Here is a 13,376-nt window from a genome sequence, read left to right on the forward strand (position 1 = left end):
ACCCAGCCTCGGCTTAGGGGTTTAGCTCAGTTGGTAGAGCATCGGTCTCCAAAACCGAGGGTCGTGGGTTCGAGTCCCTCAGCCCCTGCCAAGCCACAACCGGTTGCGTGAAAGGTTGATCGTGGGCAATCCCGTTTCAGTCGCGCTGCACATCGGGGCTCACAAGACGGCCACTTCGCATTTTCAGAAATCGCTTTTGGCGCAGCGCGAGATATTGATCGACGCGGGCATTCGCACCTATGGCCCCGATTACCTGCGCCGTCCCGGGCGGTCTATTCAAGCGATGTTCGGCTTGCCGATGCGCGAAGCCCGGCCAGCGCGCCGCAGCCCGCAAGACCAGATCGCGTTTCTGGCCAAGGGCGGCACCCGAATCGTATTCACCGAGGAAAACCTGACCGGTAGCCTGCATGACGGCGCGGGTGGTGTCGTGTTTCCGTTGTGCCATCGGGCCGAGGACAGGCTTGCGCCCTTCGCGGCCAAAATCGCGCCATCGCCTCTGGATCTGTTTCTAAGCATCCGCGATCCGGCGGGGTTTCTGACCTCGGCCTATAGTCAAACCATTCTTGGGGGTGGCCCGGCGCTTATGCCGGATGCGTTTCGCGCGGTCACGCCGCTGACTTCTGTGAATTGGGCTGACCTTGTTGTGCGCCTACGTGCGATCCCGCAGGTCGGCAAGGTCACTGTCTGGCGCTATGAGGACTACGCGCAGGTGTTTCGTCTTGTGTGTCGGCGGATGTTGCGCTGGCGGATCGGTGGTCAGATGAACCCGCTGCCAACGCGAGTGCATGAAGGGCTGTCAGCGCAGGCCGTGGCGCAATATTTTGACTGGCGCGCTGCGGGGCAGGAAACCCTTGATCTGGGTGCACGCGCCCGCGCGGCACATCCGGTCAGCCAGGGGTGCGACAAGTTCCGCCTGTTCGATGCCGCGCAAATGGCCGCGTCTGACCACGCCTATGCCAGGCAAATCGCCCGTATTGACGCGATGGAGGGCGTGACCCTGTTGCGCCCGCCAACATCCAAGCCTGCCAAGGCTTGAAAACCCCGCCGCGACCTCGTATGTCGCCACTGCCCGAGTATGAGGACCGATCATGGCCAGAACCAATCCGCTTCAGTTTATCCAACAAACCCGCGCCGAGATTGCAAAGGTTGTCTGGCCGACCCGCCGCGAGGTCGTATTGACCACCGCGATGGTGTTCCTGATGGCGGCTGTATTGGCGCTGTTCTTCTCGCTGGTTGATCTGGTGATCCGCTCGGGACTGCAGGGCGTTCTCAGCTACTTCGGCTGATCGGCATGAAACTGCCCTTACCCCCTTGAAATCATGGGGGAGGAGCGGTAATTGCAGCGGACCTTCTGGAATGGCGTGCGGCGAATCGTGTTGCGCGCCGCTTTTTATTTTCGGAAGTGGCGGTTTAACCGCTTGAATAAATTGGAATTTTTGGGCTTTGCGGCCCGTGGCGACGAGGGCTCGAAGAACATGGCGAAACGGTGGTATTCGGTAAGCGTCCTCTCGAACTTCGAGAAGAAGATTGCCGAACAGATCAGAACCTCGGCCCAAGAGCATGGCCTTGAAGAGCAGATCGACGAAGTTTTGGTGCCGACCGAAGAAGTGATCGAAGTGCGCCGCGGCAAGAAAGTCACCGCCGAGCGCCGCTTTATGCCCGGCTACGTGCTGGTCCATATGGAGATGTCGGACGAGGGCTATCACCTGATCAATTCGATCAACCGCGTCACCGGCTTTCTGGGGCCGCAGGGCCGCCCGATGCCGATGCGTGACGCCGAAGTGCAGGCCATCCTTGGCCGCGTTCAGGAGGGCGAGGATAGCCCGCGCACCCTGATCCACTTCGAGATCGGCGAGAAGGTCAAGGTCAACGACGGCCCGTTCGAGGATTTCGACGGCATGGTCGAGGAAGTGGACGAAGACAACCAGCGCCTCAAGGTGACGGTGTCGATCTTTGGCCGGGCTACGCCGGTCGAACTGGAATTCACGCAGGTGTCCAAGCAGGGCTAAGCGTAAATGTAAGTTGGGTCTTGACCCAACTTACCTGTGGGAGGCACGGGCATCGCGATGTCCAAACCGGACCACACAACCAAGAGCCCAAGGGTCGCGTCCCGCGGGTGTTGAAAAAAGGAGAGGCCACATGGCCAAGAAGATTGCTGGCAAGATGAAGCTGCAGGTGAAAGCCGGGCAAGCCAACCCATCCCCGCCCGTTGGTCCCGCATTGGGTCAGCGCGGGATTAACATCATGGAATTCTGCAAGGCGTTCAACGCCAAGACCGCAGACATGGAGCCCGGCGCGCCATGCCCGACCGTGATCACGTATTATCAGGACAAGTCCTTTGCGATGGAAATCAAGACGCCACCTGCGTCTTATTACCTGCTCAAGGCGGCAAAGCTGAAGTCGGGCGCGAAACTGCCTGCCAAGGAAACTGTCGGATCGGTGACAACCAAGCAGCTGCGCGAAATCGCCGAGGCCAAGATGAAAGACCTCAACGCAAACTCGATCGAGGCCGCAATGTTGATCATTGCCGGTTCCGCGCGATCCATGGGCATTGAGGTGAAATAAGATGGCAAAGCTTGGAAAACGCACAACTGCCGCCCGCGAAGCATTCGCAGGCAAGCACAACGTCAACGTCACCGAAGCCGTTGAACTGGTAAAATCCAACGCTGTTGCGAAATTCGATGAAACCATCGAAGTCGCAGTCTGCCTTGGTGTTGACCCGCGCCACGCTGACCAGATGGTGCGCGGCAAGGTCAGCCTGCCAAACGGCACAGGCAAATCGGTCCGTGTGGCCGTGTTTGCCCGTGGTGACAAAGCCGAAGAAGCCCAGAAGGCCGGAGCCGATATCGTTGGCGCCGAAGACCTGATGGAAATCGTTCAGGGCGGCAAGATCGACTTTGACCGCTGCATCGCAACACCTGACATGATGCCGATCGTTGGCCGTCTGGGTAAGGTGCTTGGCCCCCGTAACCTGATGCCGAACCCGAAAATCGGCACGGTGACGATGGACATCAAGGAAGCTGTCGAATCCGCCAAGGGCGGCGAAGTGCAGTTCAAGGCTGAAAAAGCCGGTGTTGTTCACGCGGGTATCGGCAAGGCGTCTTTCACTGCCAAGCAGCTGGAAGAAAACCTGCTCGCCTTTATCGACGCGATCAGCAAGGCCAAGCCTGCTGGCGCAAAAGGCACCTACATGAAGAAAGTCGCGCTGAGCTCCACGATGGGGCCGGGCGTGTCTGTCAACGTGGCCAGCGCGACTGGCAACTAAGAGAATTTGGCGGGCCCTCGGGTCTGCCAGATGACGGGGCCGCAACATCGGCCACGTCCTGTCCGAGACGGAGGGTCTGGCGCACGCCTGATAATTCCTTCCTGAGATGGGGAACGAGACGAGATTTCCGCGGGCGCTTGCGCACCTCGGGCGATCAAGGATCGGGACCCTGAATTGGACCCGAAGTGCCCCCAGACCACCGGGGGTTAAATTGAGCCGGTGCCGGACGTGATCCGGTGCCAAACTTGGAGTGAAACTGTGGATAGAGCCCAGAAAGAGAAATTGGTCGAGGAACTCGGCCAGATCTTCGAAAGCTCTGGCGTCGTTGTGGTAAGCCACTACGAAGGCATGACAGTTGCCGAAATGCAGGACCTGCGTGCGCAAATGCGCGAAGTGGGCGGGTCCGTACGCGTTGCCAAGAACAAGCTCGCCAAGATCGCCCTTGAGGGTAAGGCCTGCGAAAGCATTGCTGAACACCTTACGGGTATGACCGTTATCGCCTTTTCCGAAGACCCTGTGGCAGCCGCCAAAGTGGTCGATGGATACGCCAAAAAGAACGACAAACTTGTCATTCTTGGTGGTGCCATGGGCGATAGCGTTCTGGACGTTGCCGGCGTGAAGGCCGTTGCAGCGATGCCAAGCCGCGAGGAGCTTATTGCTTCCATCGTGGGTTGCATCGGCGCACCTGCCTCCAACATTGCCGGCGCGATTGGCGCGCCTGCTTCTAACATCGCCAGCATTCTCTCGACGATCGAAGAGAAAGCTGCTGCATAAGCAACCAAATGTCTGCGTAGGGTTGAACACCTTGACGTTGGAACACAACTAAAAGAACGGAAAGCAAAATGGCTGATCTGAAAAAACTGGCTGAGAGCATTGTGGGCCTGACCCTTCTCGAAGCACAAGAACTGAAAACGATCCTCAAGGACGAATACGGCATCGAGCCCGCCGCTGGTGGCGCTGTGATGATGGCTGGTCCTGCTGGCGACGCCGGCGCAGCTGCTGAGGAAAAGACCGAGTTTGACGTCGTTCTCAAGAACGCCGGCGCTCAGAAGATTAACGTGATCAAGGAAGTTCGCGGCATCACGGGTCTTGGCCTGAAAGAAGCCAAGGACCTCGTTGAAGCTGGCGGCAAAGTCAAAGAAGGCGCGTCGAAAGCCGAAGCCGAAGAGATCAAAGCAAAGCTGGAAGCAGCTGGCGCAGAGGTCGAGCTGGCCTAAGCCGGCTGTGGGTTTCACCCACCTTACAGGTGTCAGGTAGCTGACATCGTAAGGTGGGTCTTGACCCACGCAACCAATAGGGCTGGGTCCGCGCAATGCGGGCCCAGCCGAACCTGTCTTAGAGGATGGCCCACAAAGTGGCCCCCCTCTTGGGTTGGTTCAACGGTCGGGAGGTGCCCTATGGGACGGGCACCAGGAATAGACCGAACAGACCCGTTCTCAGATGGGCGTGCCGCCGAGGCCCAACGGTGGTTCGTTCGTAGAGATTTGAAAGGTGACAACGCACATGGCTCAATCCTTCCTTGGCCAGAAACGCTTGCGCAAGTACTACGGCAAAATCCGCGAAGTGCTCGACATGCCGAACCTCATCGAGGTTCAGAAATCCTCTTATGACTTGTTCCTGAAGTCAGGCGACCAGCTTGAGCCGCTTGACGGCGAAGGGATCAAGGGCGTCTTCCAGTCGGTTTTCCCGATCAAGGACTTCAACGAGACTGCGGTCCTCGAGTTCGTCAAATACGAGCTGGAAAAGCCGAAATATGACGTCGAGGAATGTCAGCAACGCGACATGACCTACAGCGCCCCGCTGAAAGTCACGCTGCGCCTGATCGTGTTCGATATCGACGAGGATACTGGCAACAAGTCGGTCAAGGACATCAAGGAACAAGACGTGTTCATGGGCGATATGCCCCTGATGACGCCGAACGGCACATTTGTCGTGAACGGCACCGAGCGCGTGATCGTGTCCCAGATGCACCGTTCGCCCGGTGTTTTCTTTGACCACGACAAGGGCAAGACCCATTCGTCGGGCAAACTACTGTTTGCTTGCCGCATTATCCCATATCGCGGCAGCTGGCTGGACTTTGAATTCGATGCCAAGGACCTTGTGTTCTGCCGGATTGACCGTCGCCGCAAACTGCCTGTTACAACGTTGCTTTACGCGCTGGGTCTTGATCAAGAATCGATCATGAACGCCTATTACGAGACCGTTGAGTACAAGTTCGACAAAAAGAGCAAAGGTTGGGTCACCAAGTTCTTCCCCGAACGTGTGCGCGGCACCCGTCCCGCGTTTGATCTGGTTGATGCCAAAACCGGCGAAGTGATTGCCGAAGCCGGCAAGAAAATCACCCCGCGCGCGGTCAAGCAATTGATCGACGACGGCAAGGTGCAGAACCTTTTGCTGCCGTATGAACAGATCGTCGGCAAGTTTGTTGCCAATGACATCATCAACGAAGACAACGGCGCGATCTATGTCGAAGCCGGTGACGAGTTGACGCTGGAACTGGACAAGGACGGCACTGTTATCGGTGGCACGCTCAAGGAACTTGTGGATGCAGGCGTCACCAGCATTCCGGTTCTGGACATCGATAACATCAATGTCGGTCCCTACATGCGCAACACCATGGCGGCCGACAAGAACATGAACCGCGAAACCGCGCTCATGGATATCTACCGCGTCATGCGCCCCGGCGAACCACCCACCGTGGACGCCGCAAGCACCATGTTTGACAGCCTGTTTTTCGACAGCGAACGCTATGACCTGTCGGCCGTAGGCCGCGTCAAGATGAACATGCGTCTTGATCTGGATGCCGAAGACACCCAGCGCACCCTGCGCCGCGAAGATATCGTGGCCTGCATCAAGGCGCTGGTGGAACTGCGTGACGGCAAGGGCGATGTCGATGACATTGACCACCTTGGCAACCGCCGCGTCCGTTCCGTGGGCGAACTGATGGAAAACCAGTATCGCGTTGGATTGCTGCGGATGGAACGTGCGATCAAGGAACGCATGTCGTCGGTCGAGATTGACACGGTGATGCCGCAGGACCTGATCAACGCCAAACCGGCTGCAGCGGCTGTGCGCGAATTCTTTGGCTCCAGCCAGCTGTCGCAGTTCATGGACCAGACCAACCCGCTTTCTGAGGTGACGCACAAGCGCCGCTTGTCCGCGCTTGGGCCCGGTGGTCTGACCCGCGAACGTGCCGGTTTTGAGGTGCGCGACGTGCACCCGACCCACTATGGCCGGATGTGTCCGATTGAAACGCCCGAAGGGCCGAACATCGGCCTGATCAACTCGCTTGCGACATTCGCGCGCGTGAACAAGTATGGCTTTATTGAAACACCTTACCGTGTCGTCAAGAACGGTCAGGTCACCGATGAAGTGCACTACATGTCCGCGACCGAAGAAATGCGTCACACCGTGGCGCAGGCGAACGCGAACCTTGATGACAAGGGCCGCTTCCAGAACGATCTGGTCTCGACCCGTCAAAACGGTGAATACACACTGGCCCCGAACGAAAACGTCGATCTGATCGACGTTTCGCCGAAACAGCTCGTTTCGGTCGCGGCTTCGCTTATTCCGTTCCTTGAAAATGACGATGCGAACCGCGCCCTGATGGGTTCGAACATGCAACGTCAGGCGGTTCCGCTGCTTCAGGCCGAGGCACCACTTGTGGGCACCGGTATCGAAGAAGTCGTCGCACGGGATTCCGGCGCTGCAATCATGGCGAAACGTGGTGGTATCATCGACCAGGTCGATGCGACCCGTATCGTTGTGCGCGCAACCTCCGACCTTGAAGTCGGTGACCCCGGCGTTGATATCTATCGTCTGCGCAAATTCCAGCGGTCCAACCAGAACACCTGCATCAACCAGCGTCCGCTGGTGAAGGTGGGTGACAGCGTGATCAAGGGCGAAGTGATCGCCGATGGTCCGTCCACCGACATCGGTGAACTGGCGCTTGGTAAGAACGTGGTCGTCGCGTTCATGCCGTGGAATGGCTACAACTACGAAGACTCGATCCTGATCAGTGAACGTATCACCCGTGACGACGTGTTCACCTCGATCCATATCGAGGAATTCGAAGTCGCCGCCCGTGACACGAAACTTGGGCCAGAAGAAATCACCCGCGACATTCCCAACGTCGGCGAGGAAGCCCTGCGCAACCTCGACGAAGCGGGTATCGTCTATATCGGTGCCGAAGTTGGCCCTGCGGATATTCTGGTCGGCAAGATCACACCAAAGGGCGAAAGCCCGATGACGCCGAGGAAAAACTCCTGCGCGCCATCTTTGGTGAAAAGGCATCGGATGTGCGTGACACTTCACTGCGCCTGCCCCCCGGCGATTTCGGGACAGTCGTTGAAGTGCGCGTGTTCAACCGTCACGGCGTTGAAAAAGACGAACGTGCCTTGCAGATCGAGCGGGAAGAGGTTGAACGCCTTGCCCGTGACCGCGACGACGAGATGACGATCCTTGATCGCAACATCTATGCCCGTCTGCGGACGATGATCGAAGACAAGGTTGTCGCCAAAGGTCCAAAGGGCATCAAAGCCGGCAGCAAGATCGACGCGGCCATGCTTGATGACATGCCCCGCAGCCATTGGTGGCAGCTGGCGCTCAAGGACGAAGGCGATGCACAGATCGTCGAAGCCCTGAACGAACAGTATGAGGCGCAAAAGCGTCTGCTGGACGCGCGGTTTGAAGACAAGGTCGAAAAAGTGCGCCGTGGCGATGATCTGCCCCGGGCGTGATGAAGATGGTCAAGGTCTTCGTGGCTGTGAAGCGCAAGCTGCAGCCCGGTGACAAAATGGCCGGTCGTCACGGCAACAAGGGTGTCATTTCCAAGGTTGTTCCGATGGAAGACATGCCATTCCTTGCGGATGGCACACCTGTCGATTTCTGTCTGAACCCGCTGGGCGTGCCGTCGCGTATGAACGTCGGTCAGATCCTTGAAACCCACATGGGTTGGGCCGCACGCGGTCTGGGTTTGAACATCGACGAGGCTTTGCAAAGCTATCGCCGTGATGGTGACCTGTCGCCAGTCAAGGAAGCGATGAAGCTGGCTTATGGTGATGACGTTTATGCCGAAGGCATTGCGGACATGACCGAGGACGAATTGGTTGAATCTGCGGGCAACGTAACCCGCGGTGTGCCAATCGCTACGCCTGTCTTTGATGGCGCTAAGGAGGCTGACGTGAACGACAGCCTGACACGCGCCGGTTTTGACACCTCGGGCCAGTCGGTTCTGTTTGACGGGCGCACCGGCGAACAGTTCAGCCGCAAAGTGACAGTGGGTGTCAAATACCTGCTGAAACTGCACCACCTTGTGGACGACAAGATCCACGCACGTTCCACCGGGCCATACAGCCTTGTCACGCAACAGCCGCTGGGTGGTAAAGCCCAGTTCGGTGGTCAGCGTTTCGGGGAAATGGAAGTCTGGGCACTGGAAGCATATGGCGCAGCCTACACGCTGCAAGAGATGCTGACGGTGAAGTCCGATGACGTTGCTGGCCGCACCAAGGTCTATGAAAGCATCGTCAAGGGCGAGGACAACTTTGAAGCCGGCGTGCCGGAATCCTTCAACGTGCTGGTGAAAGAAGTCCGTGGCCTTGGCCTGAACATGGAACTCCTGGATGCGGAGGTTGAGGACGAATAGCGCAAAGTCTCCCAAACTTTGTGGCCAGACTTTCAGCGAAAGTCTGGCGTCCCACCTCCCGCCATACTGAAAAGGTATCGATATGAACCAGGAACTTACAAACAACCCGTTTAACCCGCTCACACCGGCGAAAACGTTTGACGAAATCAAGGTGTCGCTGGCATCGCCCGAACGGATCCTGTCGTGGTCCTTTGGCGAGATTAAGAAGCCCGAGACCATCAACTACCGCACGTTCAAGCCTGAGCGTGACGGCTTGTTCTGTGCGCGTATCTTTGGCCCGATCAAGGACTACGAATGCCTGTGCGGCAAATACAAGCGCATGAAGTATCGCGGCGTCGTCTGCGAAAAATGCGGTGTCGAAGTGACGCTGCAAAAGGTCCGTCGCGAACGCATGGGCCACATTGAACTCGCCTCGCCCGTGGCGCACATCTGGTTCCTCAAGTCGCTGCCATCGCGCATCGGCCTGATGCTGGACATGACCCTGCGCGATCTGGAACGCATCCTCTATTTCGAAAACTACGTTGTGATCGAACCGGGCCTCACTGACCTGACATATGGTCAGTTGATGAACGAGGAAGAGTTCCTTGATGCGCAAGATGTGTATGGCATGGATGCTTTCACTGCCAACATCGGCGCCGAAGCGATCCGCGAAATGCTGGCCGCAATCGACCTTGAAGGCGAAGCCGAAACGCTGCGCGCCGATCTGGCCGTGGCAACGGGTGAGTTGAAGCCCAAGAAGATCATCAAACGTCTGAAGATCGTTGAGTCGTTCATTGAATCCGGCAACCGTCCGGAATGGATGATCCTGACAGTCGTGCCGGTCATTCCACCAGAATTGCGCCCGCTGGTGCCGCTGGATGGTGGCCGCTTTGCCACGTCCGATCTGAACGATCTCTATCGTCGTGTGATCAACCGGAACAACCGTCTCAAGCGTCTGATCGAACTGCGCGCGCCTGACATCATCGTGCGCAACGAAAAGCGTATGTTGCAGGAATCCGTGGATGCGCTGTTTGACAACGGCCGCCGTGGCCGCGTGATCACCGGTGCCAACAAGCGCCCGCTTAAATCGCTGTCCGACATGCTGAAAGGCAAGCAGGGCCGCTTCCGTCAGAACCTTTTGGGCAAGCGCGTCGACTTTTCCGGTCGTTCGGTCATCGTGACCGGGCCGGAATTGAAACTGCACCAGTGCGGGCTGCCGAAAAAGATGGCGCTCGAACTGTTCAAGCCGTTCATCTATTCGCGCCTTGAAGCCAAGGGGCTGTCCTCGACCGTCAAGCAGGCCAAGAAACTGGTCGAAAAGGAACGTCCCGAAGTCTGGGATATCCTTGACGAAGTGATCCGCGAACACCCTGTCATGCTGAACCGTGCGCCAACGCTGCACCGTCTTGGCATTCAGGCGTTCGAACCTGTTCTGATCGAAGGCAAGGCGATCCAGCTTCACCCGCTGGTCTGTTCGGCCTTTAACGCCGACTTTGACGGTGACCAGATGGCCGTGCACGTCCCGCTGTCCCTTGAGGCACAGCTGGAAGCGCGCGTTTTGATGATGTCCACGAACAACGTGCTGTCGCCTGCCAACGGCGCGCCAATCATCGTGCCCTCGCAGGATATGATCCTTGGTCTGTATTACACGACCATCGAGCGCGAAGGCATGACCGGCGAAGGCATGGCATTCGGTTCGATCGAGGAAGTGGAACACGCGCTGGCCAATGGCACTGTGCACCTGCACGCCAAGATCCAGGCCCGCGTCACCCAGATCGACGAGACCGGCAACGAAATCGTCAAGCGTTTTGAAACCACGCCGGGCCGTCTGCGTCTGGGCGCGCTGTTGCCGCTCAATGCCAAGGCACCGTTCGAGCTGGTCAACCGTCTGTTGCGCAAGAAAGAAGTGCAGCAGATCATTGACACCGTTTACCGGTATTGCGGCCAGAAAGAGAGCGTCATCTTCTGTGACCAGATCATGACGATGGGCTTTCGCGAGGCATTCCGCGCCGGCATTTCGTTTGGTAAGGACGACATGGTTGTGCCTGACACCAAATGGGCGCTGGTCGATGAAACACGCGATCAGGTCAAGGACTTTGAACAGCAGTATATGGACGGCCTGATCACACAGGGCGAAAAATACAACAAAGTCGTCGATGCTTGGTCCAAGGCCAACGACAAAGTCACCGAAGCGATGATGTCCACGATTTCGGACAATGGCCGTGATGAAAACGGTGCCGAAAACGAGCCGAACTCGGTTTACATGATGGCCCACTCGGGTGCGCGTGGTTCTGTGACGCAGATGAAGCAGCTGGGCGGGATGCGCGGATTGATGGCCAAGCCGAACGGCGAGATTATCGAAACGCCTATCATCTCGAACTTCAAAGAAGGCCTGAACGTTCTGGAATACTTCAACTCGACCCACGGTGCCCGCAAGGGTCTGTCGGATACGGCGTTGAAAACGGCCAACTCGGGATATCTGACCCGTCGTCTGGTGGACGTTGCCCAAGACTGCATCGTGCGCGAGCATGATTGCGGAACCGAGCGTGCGATCACCGCCGAAGCGGCTGTCAATGATGGTGAAGTCGTGTCGTCTCTGGCCGAGCGTGTGCTGGGCCGTGTGTCGGCTGATGACGTCCTCAAGCCCGGCACAGACGAGGTGCTGGTCAAGCAAGGCGAACTGATCGACGAACGCACTGCCGATATCATCGACGCTGCCAATATCGCCAAGATGCGTATCCGCAGCCCGCTGACCTGCGAGGCCGAAGACGGCGTCTGTGCGGCGTGTTACGGGCGCGACCTTGCCCGCGGCACGATGGTGAACCAGGGCGAGGCTGTGGGTATCATCGCAGCGCAGTCCATCGGTGAACCCGGGACACAGCTGACGATGCGGACATTCCACATCGGTGGTGTTGCCCAGGGTGGCCAGCAGTCCTTCCTCGAAGCAAGCCAGTCCGGTAAAGTCGAACTGCGCAATGCTAGCCTGCTTGAAAACCAAGCTGGCGAGCAGGTTGTCATGGGCCGCAATATGGTTCTGGCGATCATGGACGACAACGGCGAGGAACTTGCCAACCACAAGGTCGGTTACGGTTCCAAGGTGTTCGTCAAGGACGGCGGCAAGATCCTGCGCGGCGACAAGATGTTTGAATGGGATCCCTACACCCTGCCGATCATCGCCGAAAAGTCGGGCACGGCCAAATACGTCGACCTTGTGAACGGTATTGCCGTGCGCGAGGAAACCGATGACGCAACCGGTATGACCCAAAAGATCGTGTCGGACTGGCGCGCTGCCCCCAAGGGCAACGAGCTGGCCCCCAAGATCATTGTTGTGGGTGCCGACGGCGAAGTTGTGGCCAAGGATGATGGCAACCCCGTCGCCTATACCATGTCGGTCGACGCGGTTCTGTCTGTCGAAGATGGTCAGGAAATCAAGGCCGGTGACGTTGTCGCGCGCATCCCGCGCGAAGGCGCCAAGACCAAGGACATCACCGGTGGTCTGCCACGGGTTGCGGAATTGTTCGAGGCACGTCGCCCCAAGGATCACGCGATCATCGCCGAAATCGATGGTTACGTGCGCTTTGGCAAGGACTACAAGAACAAGCGCCGTATCGCGATTGAATCGTCCGAAGATCAGGACATCAAGGTCGAATACATGGTGCCCAAGGGCAAACACATTCCCGTCGTGGAAGGCGATTTCGTCCAGAAGGGTGACTACATCATGGATGGCAACCCGGCCCCGCACGATATTCTTGCGGTCATGGGTGTCGAGGCGCTTGCCGACTATATGATCGACGAGGTGCAGGACGTGTATCGTTTGCAAGGCGTTAAGATCAACGACAAGCACATCGAAGTCATCGTGCGCCAGATGCTCCAGAAATGGGAAATTCAGGACAGTGGTGAGACCACGCTTCTGAAAGGTGAAAACGTGGACAAGGCCGAGTTTGATGAAGCCAACGCAAAGGCAATCAAGCGCGGCGCCCGTCCGGCAACGGGCGAACCGATCCTGTTGGGTATCACCAAGGCATCGCTGCAGACCCGCAGCTTTATCTCGGCGGCGTCGTTCCAGGAAACCACGCGCGTGCTGACCGAAGCATCGGTTCAGGGCAAGCGTGACAAGCTGGTCGGCCTCAAGGAAAACGTCATCGTTGGTCGCCTCATTCCGGCGGGCACAGGTGGCGCGACCCAGAACGTGACACGCATCGCGACCGAGCGTGACAACGTCGTCATTCAGGCGCGCCGCGAGGAGGCCGAACAGGCCGCCGCATTGGCCGCACCTGTGGCCGAAGACGTTGTCGGCGGCGACGAGTTCGACTCCATGATCGTCGACACCCCCGAAAGCCGCGACGAATAAAGCGCGTCACATAAATTGAAAAAGGCCCCTGCAATCGCGGGGGCCTTTTTTTGGGCTCATACCAAACACAACAGGCGATGCTGCAATGGCATAAAGGAATGAGAATGTCTGCAACGAGCCCATTTTGACTAATGCTG

At 57.9% G+C, this 13,376-nt stretch carries 8 protein-coding genes, 1 tRNA gene and 1 pseudogene; all 10 read left to right on the top strand.

Going from position 1 to position 13,376, the window contains the following annotated elements:
- Positions 1-15: 15 nt before the first annotated feature.
- Positions 16-91: transfer RNA gene (locus tag SJY21_RS12275), tRNA-Trp, on the top strand.
- Positions 92-121: 30 nt separating this feature from the next.
- Positions 122-1,036: a hypothetical protein gene (locus SJY21_RS12280; protein WP_377511030.1), complete on the top strand. Its 915-nt coding sequence runs from the start codon at positions 122-124 to the stop codon at positions 1,034-1,036.
- A 52-nt stretch (positions 1,037-1,088) separates the two neighbouring features.
- Entirely contained in the window at positions 1,089-1,286 is a 198-nt protein-coding gene (gene secE, locus SJY21_RS12285; RefSeq protein ID WP_377511033.1) for a preprotein translocase subunit SecE, read from the top strand.
- A 189-nt stretch (positions 1,287-1,475) separates the two neighbouring features.
- Entirely contained in the window at positions 1,476-2,009 is a 534-nt protein-coding gene (nusG, locus tag SJY21_RS12290) for a transcription termination/antitermination protein NusG (RefSeq protein ID WP_377513234.1), read from the top strand.
- Positions 2,010-2,139: 130 nt separating this feature from the next.
- A complete protein-coding gene (rplK, locus tag SJY21_RS12295) occupies positions 2,140-2,565 on the top strand; it encodes a 50S ribosomal protein L11 (RefSeq protein ID WP_377511036.1) in 426 nt (141 codons plus the stop codon).
- A 1-nt stretch (position 2,566) separates the two neighbouring features.
- Positions 2,567-3,265 carry a 50S ribosomal protein L1 gene (gene rplA / locus SJY21_RS12300; protein WP_377511039.1) on the top strand — a complete coding sequence of 233 codons (699 nt, stop codon included), beginning with the start codon at positions 2,567-2,569 and terminating at the stop codon, positions 3,263-3,265.
- Positions 3,266-3,523: 258 nt separating this feature from the next.
- Positions 3,524-4,039 (top strand): 50S ribosomal protein L10, encoded by a 516-nt coding sequence (rplJ, locus tag SJY21_RS12305; protein WP_377511042.1) that lies wholly within the window; start codon positions 3,524-3,526, stop codon positions 4,037-4,039.
- 68 nt (positions 4,040-4,107) lie between these two features.
- Entirely contained in the window at positions 4,108-4,482 is a 375-nt protein-coding gene (gene rplL / locus SJY21_RS12310) for a 50S ribosomal protein L7/L12 (protein WP_377511045.1), read from the top strand.
- Positions 4,483-4,768: 286 nt separating this feature from the next.
- Positions 4,769-8,909: pseudogene (gene rpoB, locus SJY21_RS12315) on the top strand (DNA-directed RNA polymerase subunit beta).
- Between the two features lie 82 nt (positions 8,910-8,991).
- Positions 8,992-13,239, top strand: coding sequence for a DNA-directed RNA polymerase subunit beta' (gene rpoC / locus SJY21_RS12320; RefSeq protein WP_377511048.1), 4,248 nt, complete (start codon positions 8,992-8,994; stop codon positions 13,237-13,239).
- The last annotated feature ends 137 nt before the right edge of the window (positions 13,240-13,376 follow it).

This window comes from Octadecabacter sp. R77987 (genome assembly GCF_042466115.1).
GTDB lineage: Bacteria > Pseudomonadota > Alphaproteobacteria > Rhodobacterales > Rhodobacteraceae > SW4.